This window comes from Apibacter sp. B2966 (genome assembly GCF_011082485.1).
Lineage (GTDB): Bacteria > Bacteroidota > Bacteroidia > Flavobacteriales > Weeksellaceae > Apibacter.
This window is the reverse complement of sequence record NZ_CP049714.1, coordinates 706,725-724,761: the sequence shown is the minus strand read 5'-3', so window position 1 is coordinate 724,761 and position 18,037 is coordinate 706,725. Positions and strand designations below refer to the sequence as shown.

Annotated in this window: 16 protein-coding genes; 11 read left to right on the top strand and 5 right to left on the bottom strand. The window is 31.8% G+C overall.

The annotated features are described in order from the left end of the window. The first annotated feature begins 9 nt into the window (after positions 1–9). The 6 genes from G8C43_RS03105 (at position 10) to G8C43_RS03080 (ending at position 6,845) form a co-directional block, all read left to right on the top strand. On the top strand, positions 10–1,287 hold the full coding sequence (locus G8C43_RS03105) for a hypothetical protein (RefSeq protein ID WP_166004097.1): 1,278 nt from the start codon (positions 10–12) through the stop codon (positions 1,285–1,287). Positions 1,288–1,774: 487 nt separating this feature from the next. Continuing rightward, a complete protein-coding gene (locus tag G8C43_RS03100; RefSeq protein ID WP_166004095.1) occupies positions 1,775–2,644 on the top strand; it encodes a hypothetical protein in 870 nt (289 codons plus the stop codon). Positions 2,645–2,651: 7 nt separating this feature from the next. After that, a complete protein-coding gene (locus tag G8C43_RS03095; RefSeq protein WP_166004092.1) occupies positions 2,652–3,923 on the top strand; it encodes a hypothetical protein in 1,272 nt (423 codons plus the stop codon). 193 nt (positions 3,924–4,116) lie between these two features. Next, a complete protein-coding gene (locus G8C43_RS03090) occupies positions 4,117–5,331 on the top strand; it encodes a peptidoglycan amidohydrolase family protein (protein ID WP_166004088.1) in 1,215 nt (404 codons plus the stop codon). Between the two features lie 17 nt (positions 5,332–5,348). Beyond that, a complete protein-coding gene (locus G8C43_RS03085) occupies positions 5,349–6,617 on the top strand; it encodes a hypothetical protein (RefSeq protein ID WP_166004085.1) in 1,269 nt (422 codons plus the stop codon). 66 nt (positions 6,618–6,683) lie between these two features. Further along, entirely contained in the window at positions 6,684–6,845 is a 162-nt protein-coding gene (locus G8C43_RS03080; RefSeq protein ID WP_166004083.1) for a hypothetical protein, read from the top strand. 342 nt (positions 6,846–7,187) lie between these two features. Here the strand turns inward: G8C43_RS03080 and G8C43_RS03075 are convergent, their stop codons facing one another. Beyond that, complete coding sequence (locus G8C43_RS03075) at positions 7,188–7,628, bottom strand: hypothetical protein (protein WP_166004081.1); 441 nt, start codon at positions 7,626–7,628, stop codon at positions 7,188–7,190. 102 nt (positions 7,629–7,730) lie between these two features. On the opposite strand from G8C43_RS03075, the gene greA reads away from it, so the two are divergent. The 4 genes from greA (at position 7,731) to G8C43_RS03055 (ending at position 12,350) form a co-directional block, all read left to right on the top strand. Continuing rightward, positions 7,731–8,201, top strand: a complete 471-nt coding sequence (gene greA / locus G8C43_RS03070) for a transcription elongation factor GreA (RefSeq protein WP_105297865.1) — start codon at positions 7,731–7,733, stop codon at positions 8,199–8,201. Positions 8,202–8,220: 19 nt separating this feature from the next. Continuing rightward, positions 8,221–8,610, top strand: a complete 390-nt coding sequence (locus tag G8C43_RS03065) for an HIT family protein (RefSeq protein ID WP_160564843.1) — start codon at positions 8,221–8,223, stop codon at positions 8,608–8,610. Positions 8,611–8,677: 67 nt separating this feature from the next. Next, on the top strand, positions 8,678–9,337 hold the full coding sequence (gene clpP / locus G8C43_RS03060) for an ATP-dependent Clp endopeptidase proteolytic subunit ClpP (protein ID WP_105297863.1): 660 nt from the start codon (positions 8,678–8,680) through the stop codon (positions 9,335–9,337). A 109-nt stretch (positions 9,338–9,446) separates the two neighbouring features. Further along, positions 9,447–12,350, top strand: coding sequence for a DUF5686 family protein (locus G8C43_RS03055; RefSeq protein WP_166004079.1), 2,904 nt, complete (start codon positions 9,447–9,449; stop codon positions 12,348–12,350). Positions 12,351–12,420: 70 nt separating this feature from the next. Here G8C43_RS03055 and G8C43_RS03050 read toward each other — a convergent pair whose 3' ends face one another. Beyond that, entirely contained in the window at positions 12,421–13,035 is a 615-nt protein-coding gene (locus tag G8C43_RS03050; protein ID WP_166004077.1) for an NUDIX hydrolase, read from the bottom strand. Positions 13,036–13,064: 29 nt separating this feature from the next. On the opposite strand from G8C43_RS03050, the gene G8C43_RS03045 reads away from it, so the two are divergent. Continuing rightward, positions 13,065–13,457 (top strand): SRPBCC family protein, encoded by a 393-nt coding sequence (locus G8C43_RS03045; RefSeq protein WP_160564849.1) that lies wholly within the window; start codon positions 13,065–13,067, stop codon positions 13,455–13,457. A 69-nt stretch (positions 13,458–13,526) separates the two neighbouring features. Here the strand turns inward: G8C43_RS03045 and G8C43_RS03040 are convergent, their stop codons facing one another. The 3 genes from G8C43_RS03040 to G8C43_RS03030 all read right to left on the bottom strand — a co-directional run bounded on the left by G8C43_RS03040 (position 13,527) and on the right by G8C43_RS03030 (position 17,995). After that, positions 13,527–15,221: a S8 family peptidase gene (locus G8C43_RS03040; RefSeq protein WP_160564850.1), complete on the bottom strand. Its 1,695-nt coding sequence runs from the start codon at positions 15,219–15,221 to the stop codon at positions 13,527–13,529. A 14-nt stretch (positions 15,222–15,235) separates the two neighbouring features. Continuing rightward, a complete protein-coding gene (locus G8C43_RS03035) occupies positions 15,236–15,835 on the bottom strand; it encodes a WbqC family protein (protein WP_166004075.1) in 600 nt (199 codons plus the stop codon). Between the two features lie 120 nt (positions 15,836–15,955). Further along, positions 15,956–17,995 carry a TonB-dependent receptor plug domain-containing protein gene (locus tag G8C43_RS03030; protein ID WP_166004073.1) on the bottom strand — a complete coding sequence of 680 codons (2,040 nt, stop codon included), beginning with the start codon at positions 17,993–17,995 and terminating at the stop codon, positions 15,956–15,958. Between the last annotated feature and the right edge of the window lie 42 nt (positions 17,996–18,037).

Here is an 18,037-nt window from a genome sequence, read left to right as displayed (position 1 = left end):
TTATAACTTATGAAAAAACAGATAATAAATATATTATTTCTACTGGGAAATATTTTAACTATTTCTTGTCAGGAAACCCCGAAAAACGAAACCGTACAAAAAAACAAAAAAGAAATTCAATCTATTGATGATACCGTCAAATTAAAAAAATCGGATACTATGTTGAATATAGAAGAAATTAAAAAGCATATAGAATTACAAAAAAGACTAGAAATAGCTGAATTAGAGTTTGATGATCCGTATGAATATACCGAAAAAGACTTAGAATTAGCCTTAAAAGTTATACATATAGGATTACTGAACAATGGTTTTAAAGATATAACTGATCATGATTTCAAATTAAAGATGCAAAAAATATTTAATTATGAAAGGAAATATAGTGATAAATGTGCTTATAACTGGTATTATTTAAACGATAATAATTATAATTATATATTATATGGATTCTCAACAGTGTTAGATGGAGAAGTAATAAAAGCTGACAATATAAAATTTAGCCCTTTTATTGATGTGGGAAACTATTTTTTTAGTAAAGATTATCATTTTGTGACAATTATACCGTATCTAAAAGATTTAATCCAAATTAATCCCGATAATTCGTATAAAATAAAATTACCACAAGAAATAATCTCACGAAACAAATACTTATTTACTGACGATAAAAGCCAGTTTCCATGGTTGGTTACGCAAGATGAATTTTTTATGCGCAGTTTAGTAACAGAATTTGGTTATACGGAAGATAAAAAACTATTGAAATGGGTGATTGAAAACACCCATCTTCCATTTTTTTATACTTATGCAAAAAAAAATGATTTAGAAGAATTGGGAAAATTGTTATGGACTAAAGATTGTAATGGAGAAATACGAGTTCATCAAAATACCTTAGATATTCTAAAAGAAATGTCTACACCGGATAAAAATTTATATATCATGTATGTAGCTGAGTATTTATCAAATTATTTGGTATCCTCTGCAATTAAAGAAGAAAAATTGACAATAGAACAAAAAGCAAAAATAGCTGCTCATTTGTTGTATTGGGGAGAGCAATATAAATACGATAAACATTACGATTATAATCAAATGTTTATGGGGCATTTCTGGCATATTATTGATAATGGCAATTATGAAAAGGAATTTAAAAAGAATAATTATTATGGTTTACCTAAATTTAAAGAGTGGTATGAAGCAGCGAAAAAAGAAGAAAATATATTTGAAGGTTATGAAGATTATTTAAATGATGAACCACAACCTTTAGATTATAAGCATAAAGCGAGACCGATAAAATAATAATCCCTTTTTAAATAAAATTTAAAATAAAGACAACTTTAACATAGACACATGTGCTCGAAAAGCACATTTTTTTGCACAATCTCGGGAAGAATCGGGCTTAGATTTAAAAGGAGCCCTAGAAGGTGAAAGTTTAAATTATGCTGCGCAAGATTTACCCAAACATTTTATTAACTTCAGCAGCACAGGAAAATTAGAGGGGCCTCCTAATGAATTAGCCTATCAATATGGAAGGACGGCTCAGCACCCGGCCAATCAAAGAAAAATAGCAGAAATAGCTTACGGCAATCGTAAGGAATTAGGAAATAAAGGAGGAGAAGACGGCTGGAGATTTAAAGGAAGGGGACTTCTTCAGATAACCGGAAGAGAGAATTACGGTAAAATTCAAGAGCAAATAGATCAACAAGCGCCCGACAGTGGTTTTAATGTATTTACCTCCGCAATTAATGAAAAAGGCTATACCCCATATCAGGCTGCCCTAACCGGAATGGCCGACTGGTATAAAGATAAAATGTATTTGGAAGCAGATGAAACCGGTAAATTTTCTGATGATGGTATAGTTGAGAATATTATTGAAATTTTAAATCCTGGAACTACAGAATTGTCAAAAAATAAAAGAAAAGTATGGTACAGAGGAGGAAAAGAAGGGAAATTATCCGTAGCCGTTGAAAACTCAACCAAAGTCCTATTTAAAGTAGCAGAATGTGGGAAAGTAGACGAACCTTTAAGTTTTTCAGAAGGCAGGGCGCCATGGATGGAAACCGCTATTCAAGAGATAATTAATTACGGCGGTAAACATGAGAAAGCAATTGACAAAAGAATAAGAGAATATCACAAAGCAGGAGGACTTTCAGGTAGTGGTAGTAAGATAGCATGGTGTGCCTCATTTGTATCCTGGTGCTTAGAAAATTCAATGCCCAAATTTGAATCACCTCATTCAGCTAGTTCAAGTATATTTTTCAATCACAGTACATTAGAGCCTTGTGAGGCGTTCTTTGGTGCCATAGCTGTATTTTCAGATTGTTATTCAAATGGAAAAATGAAAGGTTCAGGACATGTAACCTTAGTATATGGAAGATTATTAGATAAAAACACCTATATTGGTTTAGGGGGAAATCAAGGAAACATGATAACCCTTTCACCTAATTATAAATTTGATGGTAGCACATTCTATTCTTATACCGAAAAAGGAGTAAAAATATATAAAAAACTTAGAGGTTTTTTTAAGCCTAAAGGATACGTTATTAAAGAAGAAGATAAACTGAATAAAAATGATGAATATGCCACTATCAATGAAGCAAATAAAAAATTAAACCAAAAAACTCAAGATACCAGTAAAGGAGAAAGTTCAAGATAAAAAATATATGAAAACCAAATTATTATTAATTAGTACAATCACCCTTTTTGCAATAATGAATTGTCAAGAAAAAAAAGAAGTGAGTCTGACAAACAAAAAAATAGAAGAAAAAAAAATGGAAACATCTAAAATAAAAGACGTACTAATAAAACAAATTAAAGAAGGTGCTAGTTCAGAATATTGGGGGGAAACATATGGAAAGGAAGATTTAGATGCCTTAGTACAAATTGAAGACACTATTTTAAAAAATAATGGATATAAAACACCTGAAAGGGAGGATTTTAATCAAAAAATAAAAATGATTTTTGGAAGAATTATAGATAATAATTCTAAAAATCAGTATTTAAAAATAGATGCTTATGAAAATTCTAAATGTAATAAAGAGTTAGAATTTTATCCATATTCTGCAGATGCACAATATTTATATGTTGATAAAAAAGATCATTTTATAACTTATTTTGATGCTATCCCTAAAATTATAGATTATCAGAAAATATACCCTGAATTATCAAAATATGAAGAAAATTCATATACGATTGATACTGCAGATGGTGTAATTGAGGTATCGATGTGGAAAGATTTAAATAATTTACCGCAAGAAAGATATTTTAATCAACAGCGTTTAATCTCACGAAACAAATATTTATTTACTGACGATAAAAGCCAGTTTCCATGGTTGGTTACTAAAGATGACTATTTTATGAGGCGTTTAATAACTGTTTTTGGTTATACTGAAGATAAAAAACTATTGAAGTGGGCACTAGAAAATACCCATCTTCCATTTTTTCATACTTATGCTAAAGACAATGATTTGGAGGAGTTGGGAAAATTATTATGGACTAAAGATTGTAATGGAGAAATACGAGTACATCAAAATACCTTAAATCTTCTAAAAGAAATGTCCACTCCAAATGAAAATTTATATATTATGTATGTAGCTGAATATCTTTCAAATATAGAACATCTAAATGCTAACAAAGAATTAAGTGATGCACAAATAGCAAAAATAGCAGCCTATCTATTAACTTGGGGAGAACAATTTAAGTACGATAAACACTATGATTATAATCAAATGTTTATGGGGCATTTTTGGCATTATATGGATGATGGCACATATGATAAAGAATTTAAAAAGAATAATTATTACGGTTTACTCAAATTTAAAGAATGGTATGAAACAGCTAAAAAAGAAGAAAATATATTTGAAGGTTATGAAGATTATTTAAATGATGATCCCCAACCTTTAAATTATGAATCCAGAGCCAAACCGATAAAATAATAATCCCTTTTTAAATAAACTTTAAAATAAAGATAAATTTAACTTAGACACTTGTGCACGAAAAGCACATTTTTTTGCACAATCTCGCGAAGAATCAGGCTTAGATTTAAAAGGAGCCTTAGAAGGAGAAAGTTTAAATTATGCTGCGGAAGATTTACCCAAACATTTTAAAGCTTTTCGGGCCAATCCGGCCTTGAATGAAAAAAGCCCTCCTAATGAATTAGCTTATCAATATGGAAGGACGGCTCAGCACCCGGCCAATCAAAGAAAAATAGCAGAAATAGCTTACGGCAATCGTAAGGAATTAGGAAACCAAGGAGGGGAAGACGGCTGGAGATTTAAAGGTCGGGGATTGCTTCAGATAACCGGAAGAGAGAATTACGGTAAAATTCAAGAGCAAATAGATCAACAAGCGCCCGACAGTGGTTTTAATGTTTTTACCTCGGCAATTAATGATAAAGGCTATACCCCATATCAGGCAGCCCTAACCGGAATGGCCGACTGGTATAAAGATAAAATGTATTTGGAAGCAGATAAGACCGGTCAATACTCCGATGATAGGGTTGTGGAAATGATTGTAAATATACTAAATAAAAAAACGAATTCTCGGGATAAAAGAAAAGTATGGTACAGAGGAGGAAAAGAAGGGAAATTATCCGTAGCCTTAGAAAACTCAACCAAGGTCCTATTTAAGGTAGCAGAATGTGAAAAGGTAGACAAGCCGTTAGACTATATTGATGGCGATTTAAAGATACAACAGGGAATAGACTGGTTATTAACCAAGGCCATAAGCCAGGAAGAAGCAAAAGCAGGAAAATCGTATAAAGTAAGATATGCCAACGATCAAAACCGAGTAGAAGAATCGGGAGAAAATACGATGGATTGTTCGGAATTAGTGTGCCGATATTTACAAAAAATAGAATGGAGTCAAAAGGTAATGGCAGGAAATACAAGGATACTGCACGACTTTGGTGAAACCTATTCGGAATATTTACTGAAACATGATGATATAAATTACAAACCTCAAAAGGGAGATATATTTATATGGAAAAATAAAAGCGGAGGAATGGGCCATACCGGGGTAATTATCGATTATGAAGAAAAAAAGATAAAAAAGAAAAATGAAGAAGGAAAAGAAGTAGAAGAAACCCTGGAAATAGTCACCACCATTGAAGCAATCAGTTCTTCTGAAACTCCTTATGGAATGAGTTCGAAATTATTTATGAAAGGGGTTATTAAACTCAAATGGTTAAGAATTTCTTACCATTTGCTCGATCACCCTCTAACTAAAAATGGGCAAAGCTTTACACCCTGCCGTTTTTATACCCCAAAAGTTCACTTTAGTAAGGCAGATAAAAAAATACGGTGGAAAGATCAAGGGTACACCTTTGAAATAAAGAAAAAATAATAAAAAAATAAAGAATTATGAGAAAGATATTGGTCTCATGTATACAAGTATTGGTTTTATTTTCTTGCCAAGGCCAAGAAACTAAAACGGCAATACAAATTAATAATGAAAATAAAGAAACAACAACAAAACCTATTGAAAAACCGACAGAAAATAAGCCCGTTATGAATAATGATATAGATTTAAAAAAAATAGCCGAGCATATTGAATTACAAAAACGGGTTTTTGTAGCAGATCATATTCCGGATAATGAGTATGTTGCCACCCGGGAAGATTTAGACTTGCAACAACCCTTAATTGAAAAAACGCTGTTTAACAGCGGATATAAATTTCCGGAGTATGCCGAATTCAGAGAACGTGTAAAATATCTTTTTGGAATCGATCTGGATAAAAGCAAAGAAACGATAGTTACCTTATATCCACTTCGTTTTGCCAATCATAGAGGGGTAGCTTATACAGATAAAGAAATAAAATATATACTTTCCCAAACAACGAATCTAACCTTTGATGAATATAAATATACGTTTGCCTGGGATGGATGGAAATTGTTTATAGACAAGGAAAGAAAAATAATAACCCCCATGGTTTTTTTGGAGGATTTAATAAAAATAAATAATATCGATAAAAAAGAGTATTCGGTTAAACAAAACTTGAAAGTAATAACCTTAAATAAATACTTAATGTATGGAGATAAAGCCGGTTTGACATATTTACTTTCAAGGGAAAAAGAATTGGCCCATGACTTATTATTAAATTTCAATTTTGACAAGGAAGATAAAATTAATAAAAGTGTTTTAGATAGTTTATATAATCGATATAAATCGGATGGATATAGGTTTGGGCAAGAGGTTAGAAATTTAATTTTTGTAGATAATTTTAAAACGGATGATAAATTATATATCAGAGAAGGAATATTAAAAACGATAGAACATATAACTAATGAGAATGAAGGCACCTATGCGATTGAATTAATCGACAGTACATTAGATTTATTTTGGAATTTGGATAAAAGTGATTTAACTAAAGCGCAAAAAGGATATAGTTATAAAATAATAGGGTATATGGCCAATACCTGTGATCCGCTTTTTAGGAAATATCATTTATCAAGAACCGTAAGGTGGGGAAACGGAAATATCTTAGGTGCATATCACGCCTCATTAGAAGATTTGGAACCTTGGTATGATTTAAAAAATACCTTTATAGAAAACAACTACTATAATTTACCCCATTTAAAAGAAATGGTAGATTATGCGGAACAATTTACTGATAAGGAGACTCCCGAATAATTCAAGCAAGGTACACGTAAAGGCTCAGATATAATATAAATATTGGTATTCAAAAAGATTACTTTTTTGGCTCAAGTAAATTCAGAGACGGGATTTTTTAAATTATCACAAGAAAAACCGAGTAAATATAAATCCGGTACTTCCTTTTATAAAGGGAGAGGATTGATTCAACTTACAGGTAATTTATACGAGAAAGAAGAAACCTCTAATTGGTTTAGAAAAGCTTAATTGAAAAAAAATTCATAACTAAATGAAAAAATTAATAACAATAATTCAGGCTATCAAATTAATTTATAATTTATAAAATTTTAAAACAATTCACAACAAGCTTCTGATTACTATCATAAAATAAAATTTATATTAATTAACATAGTATCAGAATATAAGAATCATTATCTCAAATTTATTTAAAATTTTATACCACATTACTAGTTTATTTGAAAAAAAGGCGTGAATAAGTAGTTAAATAAATTTGAAAACAATTCACAGCTGCTCAGGCAATGCATTAATTTTTGTATACTATACAAGTATATTATTATAACTGATAAGTATAAAAAATATTATATAAAATTAATACGATATTATAACCGTATTTCCAATCAATTGTGCAGGATAAATTTTAGGTGCTCGGTCAGCTATTTCTAACGGTTGACCGGAAGTAAGAGACCATTTTGCTCCATCTTCAGGACAATAGATATAAAAATCGTCTTTTACTTCCAATCGGGTATTAGGTCCCGGGCAAATATGCGGTGCATTTCTGTCGTAGGCTAAAAACTTATTAGCCTCAATTCTAACCAATATTAAGCCCTTAGTACCGGTTAAAGGACCCGCTTCAATATAAGCATAACCATTAATACCGGATAATTTTTGGAATTGAGGTAAATTGAGATCGGCTGAATAACTTATAGAAGAATTAGGAAAACAACTAATTGTTTTGTTTCCATTTTCGCATTGGATGAAGAAGAATAACTGTGAAATTAATAATATATAAAGAATTAATTTTTTAATCATAATAAATTTGCTAAATTTGCATACGGATAATCCGACCGTGAAGAGTCGGGTTATTTTTTTTATGTTTATAAATTACAACGCAAAATTACAAAAAATAGTATCATGAATTATGTAACGAAAGAAGGTCTAGATAAATTACGTAAGGAACTTGATCAATTGGAACAAGTTGAAAGACCTAAAATCACACAGCAAATTGCTGAAGCTAGGGATAAGGGTGATTTATCTGAAAATGCGGAATACGATGCGGCTAAAGAAGCACAAGGTCTGCTTGAAATGCGTATATCTAAGCTTAAAGATATAATTTCTAATTCTAAAATAATAGATCAATCGCAAGTTGATACTTCTAAAGTAGCTATATTATGTTCTGTTAAAATAAAGAATACTGCCAATGGACAGGAGATGAAGTATACCTTGGTTCCGGATACGGAAACCGATTTAAAAACCGGAAAAATCTCTGTTAATACACCCATTGCTAAAGGACTTTTAGGAAAGGAAGTAGGAGAAACGGCAGAAATAAATTTACCGAACGGTAATCGAATTAATTTTGAAATTTTAGAAATTTCATTAGATTAATAAGCTAAATTTACAACCTATGGCAAGTATATTTTCAAAAATCGTAGCAGGAGAAATTCCCTGTTATAAAGTTGCAGAAAGCGAAAAACACCTTGCTTTTTTAGATGCATTTCCGGTAGTTATAGGACATGTCTTAGTAATTCCTAAAAAAGAAACCGATAAACTGTTTGATTTGCCCAAAGAAGAGTATGATGAATTAATGGATTTTACCTATAGGGTTGCTCAGGCAGTAGGAAAAGCTATTCCATGTTTACGGGTAGGAATGTCTGTACAAGGATTGGAAGTTCCCCATGTTCATGTTCATCTGATCCCATTAAACGCTATCGGAGACATGAATTTTGGTAACAAATTGACACTGAGTTCGGAAGAATTTACTGAAATTGCTGACAAAATAAAGTCTTATCTATAGGGACTCTTGTTTGGTATAGTTTTAGTGAGAAAATTAAGTAAAAAATTTTAGAAAAAGATTAATAAAAATGGATTTAGGAAAAGAGTTCCATAAATATGCAGTAAAACACCAGGGAATTAATAGTCTGGCGGTAGATCAGTACGTAAATTCAATGACTCCATATATTACTGAAGAACGAAAATTAAATGTAGCACAAATGGATGTGTTCTCTCGGTTGATGATGGATAGAATTATATTCCTGGGAACAGGTATAGACGATCAAATAGCCAATATTGTAACCGCTCAATTATTGTTCTTGGAAAGTACAGATGCCAATAAAGATATTCAAATATATATTAATTCTCCCGGAGGAGGAGTGTATGCCGGACTAGGTATATACGATACTATGCAAATTATTAAGCCCGATGTGGCTACTATTTGTACCGGTATGGCTGCTTCTATGGGAGCCGTATTATTGACAGCCGGTGCTGCCGGAAAAAGATCAGCATTAAAACATTCCCGAATTATGATTCATCAACCATTGGGAGGAGCTCAAGGGCAAGCCTCCGATATGGAAATTACATTAAAGGAGATCTTGAAGCTGAAAAAAGAATTATATGAAATTTTGGCAGAGCATTCCGGTCAACCTTTTGAAAAAATTGAGAAGGATTCAGATAGGGACTATTGGATGATTGCTTCAGAAGCTAAAGAATATGGACTTATTGATGAAGTTCTTGAAAAACGGTAAAGCTTTGTTTTGTTGAGAACCACATACATATAATATAATATTTATACTAAGACTTTCGTTTGTTCGATATCTACAAACGAAAGTTTTTTGTTTTTTTAAATAACGTTCAATGAGTAATAAATTACTTTTTTTGTTTGCATTTTTATTTAGTTTATCTTATAATGCACAAATCAAAATTACGGGGGTAATTATAAATCAGGATACCCAGCGTCCTATTGAAGGAGCAAAAATATCTTTTCCTGAAGCTCCCGAGATTTCAACCCTTTCAAATAATATTGGATATTTTTCACTCGAATCTAAAAATAACTTTGATTCTATCGTTGTTCAGATTGTAAATTATAAGAAAAAGTCATTTCCTGTCAATAAAAAACAAAACTTAAATTTAATTATTAAATTCTCTGAAAAAGATAAGATTGGTACATCCTCAATTCCTCCATCAATTACCAATCAAACTAAAATTGATACGGATAGTATATCACTATCTTCAAACCAGCAAGTTAATTACGTTAGAGTTTCCGGTCAATTGCTAGATGAAGATACAGAAAAGCCAATTACGGATGCTGATATTTTTCTTAAAAATACTCAGGTTTACGCCACTACCGACAGTGACGGTAATTTTGAATTACAATCCAATAAATTCATTGACACGTTACAAATTATTACAGATAAATACCCGACAAAATATATACCCTTACAAAGAGGAGATAATCTAGGCTTAATTGTAAATCTCAAATTAAAAAGCAAAAATAGTAGCCAATCAACCGATAAAGGAACCGTAAGTAAAGAAAAAGAAATAGACGAGGTAGTAGTTACCGGTTTTCCGAAAAAACGTTTACCAAAAAAAGAAAATCCGGCATACCGCATACTGCGTGAATTATGGAAAAGAAGAAGAACCAACGGTTTGACTAATTTTAAGAATTATCAATATAAAGAATATGAGAAAATCGAATTTGATTTAAATAATGTTGATAGTGCTTTTATAAGTAAAAAAATCTTTAAAAAATTAAACATTTCAGCCAAAGACATAGATACATTAGATATCTCAGGAAAAACGTACATTCCCGTTTTTCTTAACGAATCCCTTTCCGATATAGTTGGACAAAATACGCCTTCCAAACGGGAAAAATCCTTTTTAAGAGGAAATAAAGCTTCCGGAATTCCTAATAATGATATTGTAGCCAATACGGTTAAAAATTTGTATAAAGATGTTAACATATACGATAATGTGTTAAACTTTTTTAATAAAGGATTCACCAGTCCGGTAGCTACTATTGGATTTTCCGTATACGATTATTTATTAGCTGATACGGTTTCCGTAGATGGAATTGATTGTTATTATATTAAATATAGGCCTCGAAGAGAAAATGAGCTTACTTTTAAAGGAGATTTATATATTACTAAAGATACCTATGCAGTAAAGCAAGTAACTTTACAATCCACTTCGGGTATTAATGTAAACTTCGTTAAAGACATATATATGGAATTGAGTTATGACAATGTCAATGATTCAATCTTTATTCCATTACGAAATTACACGGTTTTGGATATGTCTCTTATAACTAAAAAAGAAGGAGGAAAAGGTATGTTTGCAAAACGTACCATAACTTACAATGATTATAAATTCGATGAGCCGCAAGGCACTGTAGAAAAACTTTTAGATCAACAATGGGAACCTATTTCTGAAGGAGCTTATAACAGGAAAGATGATTTTTGGGCCGACAATCGTCCGGATCGTCTTAATGAAGATGATAAAAAGGCATATGAAATGGTAGACAAGGTATCTAAAACCCGATTATTTAGAAATATTGTTGATGCTGTACAAATTCTTTCTTCAGGTTATGTCAATGTGGGTAATGCCATTGACATTGGAAATCTGTATCAAACACTAGGATATAACGATGTTGAAGGAACCAGAATTCGTTTAGGAGCCAGGACTTTTTTCTCTCCCAATGATATGTGGAGAGTGGAAGGATATACGGCATACGGATTTAAAGATAATCAATTTAAATATGGTTTTGAAGGGCGCTTGATGTTAAACAAATACAATCGTTTTACGATAGGTGCTGGAACAAAAAGGGATATAACTCAGTTAGGGACTTCGCTTACAGAAAATGAGGGAATTATGACCCGTTCTTTTGCGTCATCTTCCATCATATCCAGAGGAAGTAATGAATATTTGAGTTCTGTCAATCAAACCAATGCATTTTTGTCTATTGAACCGTGGAAAAATGTACAATTGCGATTAGATGGAACCTATCAATACATAAAATCGGCGAATCCTTTCAAATTTAATATCGGTTATTACAACAAAAAAGGAGATATTAAAAACGATTTGTATGATTCTCATTTAACATTTAGTATTCAAGCGAGACCGGGAGCTAAATATTCTCGTTTTGGATTAGACAGATATGAGCATACGACTTTATCTCCAACCTTAATTTTAAAATATATAAAAGGATTCAATGGAGTATTGGATGGTGATTTTAACTATGATAAAATACAATTTTTATACAATCATCCGATCCTTTGGGGACCGATTGGTAAATCGAATGTTACTTTTGAATTCGGTAAATCGTTTAATAAATTGCCCTTATCCTTGTTAGGAATTATACCGGGTAACCAGTCTTACGGTATCGTAAATAATACCTTTGCATTGCTGGATTACTATGATTTCGTAACCGATATTTATACGGCATTGCATGTTGAACATCACTTCAACGGAAGGATATTTTCTTATATTCCTTTATTGAAAAAATTACAATTAAGAGAAGTAGCGATTTTCAGAGGTGTTTGGGGAGATATATCCGAAGGCTCCAAGAATATGAATGCTTCTAATATCAGATATGTAGCGCCTAATAAAGATATCTATTATGAATATGGATTTGGTATCGAAAATATAGGGTTTGGAAATTTAAGAATCTTTAGAGTAGATTTTAACTGGAGAGGGAATTACTTACATATGCCGGATGTTAATAAATTCGGAGTTAAATTTGGAATGCAATTTACATTCTAAAAATCATACGATTTAAAAAGAAAAAAAGGAGTAATTATAGTACTCCTTTTTTTATTGAATTTTATATTAATTATTTTTTAATTCGAGAATTAGTTAAAACATAAATGCCGACTAATTCCCTGATATTTACATAGGTTTTCTTCATAAGTTTAGGGATATCCTTTTTTCTAATCCATTGGGCTTTATCAATTCCTTCATTTTTTTGAGGTTTAGGTTTTTCATTTCCATCATACTTCATTTCAAACCATTGAACTATTTTTAAAAAGTATTTTTTTTCAGATTGATACACATGATAAGTTGTCGTTAGGTATTTTTTTAATTTTAGATTAGAAATAGAACATTCTTCTTCTACTTCCCGTTTGGCAGCTTTTTTAAAAGTTTCATTTTCTTCCACATGACCTTTCGGTAAATCCCAATAACCGTTTCTTTTAATAAATAAATAATTGTCTTTACTATTATTAACTAATCCTCCCGCTGCATACACGGGTGTAGCTATTTTTTGTAATTTTTTCCAAACTTTTTTTGTTTCAGATGAGTAAACATGAATGGAATTTATTTTCGTATGGTACAAAATATCCAGAGCGTATACCAAAGTTTTCGAATTTTCGTATGGAAGGTTAATGGCACCTTTTCTCTTATTTTTACCAAGGGTAAGAAATCTTTCGTTTACAGAAATTTTGTACATTTGTGTTTGTTTTTACCAAAATTACAAAAATGAATATTAAAGGAGAAAAAATACTGGTTAATAAATCGGCAGAAGATATTTACACGTTAGCATCTCAGCCTTCTGAATTTAAAAAGTTCATGCCTGAAACCATTGATAAGTTTGAGGCTGATGAAGATGGATTTGTTTTTGCATTAAAAGGAATGCCTGAAATTGCCTTGAAAATGAAAGAAAGAATTCCTTATTCAAAAATTGTATTAAGTTCAGCTAAAGAAACTTTGAATTTTGACTTAAGTTTATTGATAGATCAGGTTACAGATAGTACAAGTGAAGTTCAATTTACTTTCGATGGTAAATTTAATATGTTTATTTCTGCCATGGTTGAAAAACCTTTAAAAAATTTAATTAAAGCTTTAACGGAAGGAGTTACTAAAATTTCATAACGTTAAATTTGAAACATAAAAAAAGCTATTTTATTTAAAATAGCTTTTTTTATTTAAAGAGTATTCAACTTATTTTTTTCCTTTTTTACTTCCTTTTTCAGGGTTGAAATTATCATACGCATATTTCACGGCTCTAAAAACATCTACAACACCTCCGGTTGCTGAAAGTTGATCAAAAGTTGTTTTAATCATAGGACTGTTTTCACTCTCGCCACCTGCCGTTACTTCTATAGTGGATTTATTTGCTGTTATGAATAATATATTTTTCACTTGTTCAGCAGTTAACTGAGGAAAATAAGACCATAAAAGGGCAGCACATCCCGCAACAACCGGAGAAGCCATACTGGTACCTTGTAAAAATTTATATTTTCCTTTGGTAACGGTAGAGTAAATTTCTAATCCGGGTGCAAAAATATCAACTTTTTCTTTTCCGTAGTTAGAAAAAGATGCTTTCAATGCATTATTATATCGAGTACTGGCTCCTACGGTAATCCAATTGTTTACAAAAGATTTATGCTCATTATCCTTAAAATTGGTTGGATAATTATACTCAGTATCTACATTTTTATTATCATTACCGGCAGCATGAACCATTAATACACCCTTTTTTTCCGCGTATTTCATAGCTTCCCATACTCTCTCTTTATTAGGAGAAAAAGGCTTACCAAAACTCATATTGATGACTTTAGCACCATTATCAACGGCATAATATATAGCATTGGCAATATCTTTATCTCTTTCATCACCATCCGGAACGGCTCGAACTACTAAGATTTTTGCAACATCACCGGCAATACCGTCCATACCTATATTATTATTTCTAACTGCTGCAATTATACCGGAAACATGAGTTCCATGTAATGCATCCGGGCCTTCCACTTCATTGTTACCGTAATGTTTTTCCTTAATATCAGTATAATCATCACCTACAATGTAGCGAGGATCATAACTTTTATTAAGCATGTAATCTACTTTTCCGGAATAATAAGCAACTGCTTCACCCATTTCACTATCCGCCAACATATTGATTTGAGTTGCATTTTTTCCTTCCAAATCGCTATTATTTGCAATCATCTGAAGGAAAGCTTGTTTATATTGAGGAACAGTAAAAGTTGCCTCATTTACATTTTCAAGAGTCAAAGGTTTGTCACCCAGAGCATTTTGTAATTCAGTGGTCATTTGTCTTATCAAAGCTTTTTGCTCTTCAATATTAGATAGGGCATCTTTAGCTTCACCTAAATCTTTATCATATATAAATTTAGCTCTTTGATATTCTTTGAATTCGTTCGGATACTTTTCCCGATTTTTTTCATTCGTTTTCAGATCACCGGTTTCGAATAGTTTTTCATATAAAGAAACAATACGGGTTGATTCCATAGTATCGTGGTCTACATCTTTTCCATCTTTTCCACCGATAAAATCCCATCCATGAACATCGTCAGCATATCCATTACCGTCGTCATCTTTACCGTTATTAGCGATTTCTTTTGGATTATTCCAAATATTATTTTTCAAATCCGGATGATCAATTTGTACACCACTATCAATTACTCCAACGATAATAGGAGAGGGCTTGAGTCCTTTAGACTTTAAAAACTCAATAGCATCAGTAGTCCCTACACCATAAATACCGGTTTTTTCATAACTTTGATGATACCAGTTTTTTAAAGCAAGGGAATCAACTGCCGGAACGTTATTTTGAGCAAATGCATTGGCAGTAAAGAATGCAAAAGCGAAGCTTAGGCTTAATAGTTTTATCTTCATTTAAAATTATTTATTTATTCGACATTAGTAAGGTAAGTAGCAGATTTCGGGCCAAGATTGCATATAAGATCTAGTATGGAAAGATCATTCATAAACTCGAAACGGTCTGAAAATACCTGAATATATTTTTTATTTTTATAGGGACTTTCTTTTTTTGCATTGAATGCTTCTCGCGCATCGGTAAACGGAGGATTTTTTACATATTCATCCGTTAGTTCGTACGAACATTCCAACTTTAGGATAGAACATGCCCATTCTAATGTGTTTAGATTTAAATCTAATAAAAAGGTTTCTTTTTTTTCCAATAATTGGATTAGCTTATCTTCGTAATATTCAAAGTAAGGAGAACTTTGATATGCTGATTGTAATGATTTAATGTGTAATTTTTGCCATGAAGACGCATAGGAAATCTTAATATCTTTTATAATTCTGGCTCCTGAATGTTCAATAGGAACAATAAGAGGCAATTTTCCATTAGCTCCTTGAACAATGCAACGATTACGATAAGTTTGTTTAGGAAAATTTTCCCACTGTTCCAAATAGATCTTTTCCGAATGGATCCATTTTTCAAAATAAGAAACAGGAGGAAAATAAAAACAAGGTAAGACGATCATAGTTATTTTTTATGAAAGTGCTAATTTACCATAAAAATAAATATGATCTTCTTATTTTAACAAAATATGTATGCGATCTATTTTATATGAAATTTACTTTTTTTCTGTCTTTAAAATTAATTAGAAAAAATTATATCGTATACCCATAAATCCTCTTAATTTTTGCAAGGACGCATAATTATAAGAAGTATCAAAAGTGTACCCGTTAGGATTGGTAATCGGATTATCTACCTCTTTATTGAATGGGTCAAAAGGACGCATGATCGGGTTTTTGGGCGTAAAATTAAATAGGTTTTTAATTCCTCCGTAAATTTCCATTCCATTATGGAATTTCTTGGTTACCTGTATATTTGCAATGCAATACCACGGGGAATATTCACTTCTAAAATCATTAGGCTCGATAGGCAACCTCATTTTTCCGTTCCATTGTCCTGAAAAGTCCAATATATAATTTTTAGGAAATGTGTAAGTCATAACAAATGTTCCGGACCATTTAGGTGCATAAAGCTGATCTGTTCTAAAATAAGAACCCTTGTCATCTTTTTCTTTGGTGTAAACATCCATATAAGTAACACCCGCCATAATTTTAAAAGGAATTAAAAAAGACCATTCCGTATTTAAAGATATACCTTGCGAAACAGCATGTCCGTCTAAGTTATCATAAATGATTTTAGTAGGATCGGAATCGAAATCACCAATAATTTTATTAGTAAAATAAGAATAAAAACCGGTGATATCCAGATTTATATTCAGATCATCGAACATCATTTTTTTAACATAGTTCAAATTTCCGTTATATGAACGTTCAGGCTTTAAAGAATTCAAGATAACTACATCTCTGGCTCCCGTAAGAGCAGAATGATCTTCCGTAAAGATATTTACAACTCTAAAACCGGTTCCAAAACTGGCTCGGAAGGTATTCGTATAATTGGGTGAAAACTTATAGGCAATTCTGGGAGAATGTACATTTCCATGATGTTTATCGTTATCGTATCTATACCCAAGTAAAAGTTTATTTTTAGTATTTATAGACCATTCATCTTGTAAAAATAATCCCGGTAACGGTGTTTCTGAAGGTCTGTTTTTCGAGCCGTCAGGAGAAGCGGTCGCAGGTGTATTGTCATCGTAGTAAGTATATCTAAAAGAAGCACCTGCTAAAAAGTTATGATTTTTTATGGTTTTATCCCAATAACTTTGGATAAAGGCTACTTGTTGAGTTGCCATATACGGAGTATTCCCATACCATGAATTTTGATCATGCCAATTATATGAAAATTGGGTGTATATTTTTTCATGTAGAGGTAATTGGTAAAGTCCGATCACTTCGGCACGTTTCGTATATATACTTTCTCCGTAAACCTCGTCACTTCCTCGATATTTTTTACTCCAGTTCATTTCTCCACCCCAGCGATCTTCATTGACCCATCGCAGCCCTAAACTGGCAACTCTGTTTTCTTTTCGTTTAAAACTCCATTTATTAAAAACCGATATTCTGTTTTGTAAAGTTAAATCGGTAAATCCGTCGTGATTGGCATCGATAGGATTATCATAATAAAAATGATTGATACCCAGTAAACTGGTTACTTTTTTACCGGCATTAAATTTAAAGGATAAATCCGTACTTAATTCTCCCCAGCTTGTACTGAAAATATCCGCTGCAAATTTGGGTGCTTTTTGCGGGTTTTTAGTGATTACGTTTATAATTCCCCCCATAGCTTCTGAGCCGTATAAAGAAGAGGCGGGACCTTTAACTACTTCAATTCTTTCTACCAAACTATTGGGAATCCCACTTAAACCATAAACAGTAGCTAATCCGCTAACGATAGGCATCCCGTCAATTAATATCATAGTATAAGGACCTTCCATACCGTTTATGTGAATATCTCCCGTATTACAAACGCTGCAATTTATTTGAGGTTTAACTCCGTTAATCATTCCTACGGCATCGAAAAGACTGGGAGTAGGATTTTTTTTGAATAGTTTTGGTGTAATAATTTCAACAGGCACCGGGCTGTCAGATTTTCTAACTTCCTTCAAGGTTCCTGTCACGACAACATCGTCAATCGATTTTTCTTTAGAGTTTTTAATTGAATCTTTAACTTCTTGGGAATATAGTGTGCAAAGGGATAATGCAAAAAGTACAGTCAATCCTCTTTTCATAATTATTAATTTTAGACTCGCAAATATAAAAAATTAGATTAG